Annotated in this window: 1 protein-coding gene and 1 pseudogene; both read right to left on the bottom strand. The window is 63.8% G+C overall.

Translation table 11 applies throughout. From position 1 onward, the window contains the following. Positions 1–1,070: pseudogene (locus tag A3AS_RS44510) on the bottom strand (methyl-accepting chemotaxis protein); the annotation flags it as partial. 329 nt (positions 1,071–1,399) lie between these two features. After that, positions 1,400–2,023 (bottom strand): methyl-accepting chemotaxis protein (locus A3AS_RS44505; protein ID WP_245283405.1); only part of this gene is annotated, 624 nt, incomplete at its 5' end.

Genomic DNA, 2,023 nt, shown 5'->3' with positions numbered 1-2,023 from the left:
CCCGAGGCCAGCTCGCGCATCGCCTTGCACATCGCGATCATCGGACGCGAGATACCGTTGCCGAGCCACAGGGCCAACACGGCACCGATGGCAAGGCCGCCGAGCGCCATCATCAGCATCAGCTGCTCGGTCTCTCCGATCGTCGCGTTGGCGCTCACCTCGATGCGCTGCTGGTCGGCGGTCAAATCCGAACGCAGCTCGGCCGAGAGCTTGAGAATGGTCGCCGCCGTCTTGGTCATCTCACCGTTCGACTTGACGATGATCTTCACATTCTCGGTCAGCTTCGCGAACGAGGTGCGGTACTGCTTCAGCAGATTTCCGATCTCGGTGACGCGGTCGGTGATCTTCTGGTCGCTGGCATAGATCGAGACCAGCAGGGTCTCCAGGAATTTGATGCGGGCGATCACGCCGTCGGCGGTCTTCGGCTCCGGCTTGGCCACGAAGGCACTGACCGAGGTGGAGACAGCCAGATATTGCGAGGTGATGTCCTTGGCCGTGGTCTGGACCGATGCCAGCCCCGCCAGCGCGGCAGTATCGGCGAGGTCGTCGAACTTGAAGCGGATCTTGTTGCCGACGCTGTTGAGCTCATCGGCGGCGATCTTGTTGTTCTCGCGAGTCAGGATGATGATCTCTCCGAACACCTTCGTGAAGCGCTGAAACTCGGCCTCCAGCTTGCCGACCTGCTCGCGGCGGGCGGCGCCTGTCGTGGCGGACATCGACTTGGCGATCGCGCTCTTCAGATTGTCTTCGGCAGCCTTGGCTGCGGTCTCGTCGTCCACCGCGCCCGTCAGGGTATAGGCCCGGGCCAGTCCCTGATAGGCGATCAGCTCACGATCGACCGTCCGCGCGAGGTCGGCTTCCGATACGCTGGTGCGGTAGGAAGCCACGGCGGCCTGGATCCGCTCGAAGCCGAAATAGGCGAAAGCCATGCTGACGGCGAGGATGGCTAGCACCGCCACGAAGCCGAGGATGATTTTTGCGCGAAAGCGCAAGGTTGGCAGCTTCGATTGGTTCGACTTCGACTTGGACTTGGACTTGGACTTGACCGACATTCCCCCACCCCATTCCATTCGCGGAAAACCAGGCGCAGCCCGGAAGCAGCCCGCTTCCTGACTCGCCCGCACGGTAATCGGCAAAGGATAAGCTGTGGTAAATTTGTGGCGCCGCAACTCGCGGTTAGGTGAGCGGGGAAGATGCGTACTCCGCTGTCGTCCCCGACAAGCGAAGCGCAGATCGGGGACCTCCGCGCTTGCGCTCGTCGCCATAGCCACAGTGGTTTGGCGAAGCCTCGGAGTTACGGGTCTTGCGTCCCAACTTCTCCCTGGGGTTATGGGTCCCTGCGTTCGCAGGGCGACAGCGGAAAGCTGGCGATAGCGGAGCGTCTAACGCTCAGCGAGCCTTACGCCGCCCGAATATTGGCCATGAACCGATCGAGCTCGGCGCGCAGGCGGGTGCTTTCGGATGACAGCGTCTTGGCCGAGTGCAGCACCTCCTCCGAGGCCGAGCCGGTCTCAGCGGCGCCGCGGTTGACCTCACCGATGTCGGTGGCCGCGGTCTGGGTGCCCTGGGCGACGGTCTGGACGCTGCGGGCGATTTCCTGCGTCGCCGCGCCCTGCTGCTCGACCGCGCTCGCGATCGAGGTCGAAATCGACGAGATCTGGCCGATGGTCGCACCGATCTCCTTGATCGCGGCAACCGATTCGGCCGTGGCGCCCTGCATGCCCGTGATGTGCGAGGAGATCTCGTCCGTCGCCTTCGCGGTCTGGCTCGCCAATGACTTCACTTCGCTGGCGACCACGGCAAAGCCGCGGCCGGCTTCACCGGCGCGCGCCGCCTCGATGGTGGCATTGAGCGCCAGAAGATTGGTCTGCTCGGCAATCGCGGTGATCAGCTTGACGACTTCGCCGATCTGCTGGGCGGCATGCGAGAGCTTGCCGATGCGACCGTCAGTCTCCTTGGCCTGCACCACGGCAGCTTCCGCAATCCGGCTGGAATCGCGGACCTGACGGCCGATCTCCTCGAC

It is taken from the genome of Bradyrhizobium sp. WSM2793 (assembly GCF_000379585.1).
GTDB lineage: Bacteria > Pseudomonadota > Alphaproteobacteria > Rhizobiales > Xanthobacteraceae > Bradyrhizobium.
Note: the sequence above shows the minus strand (reverse complement) of the source record. Positions and strands in the feature narration are given on the sequence as shown.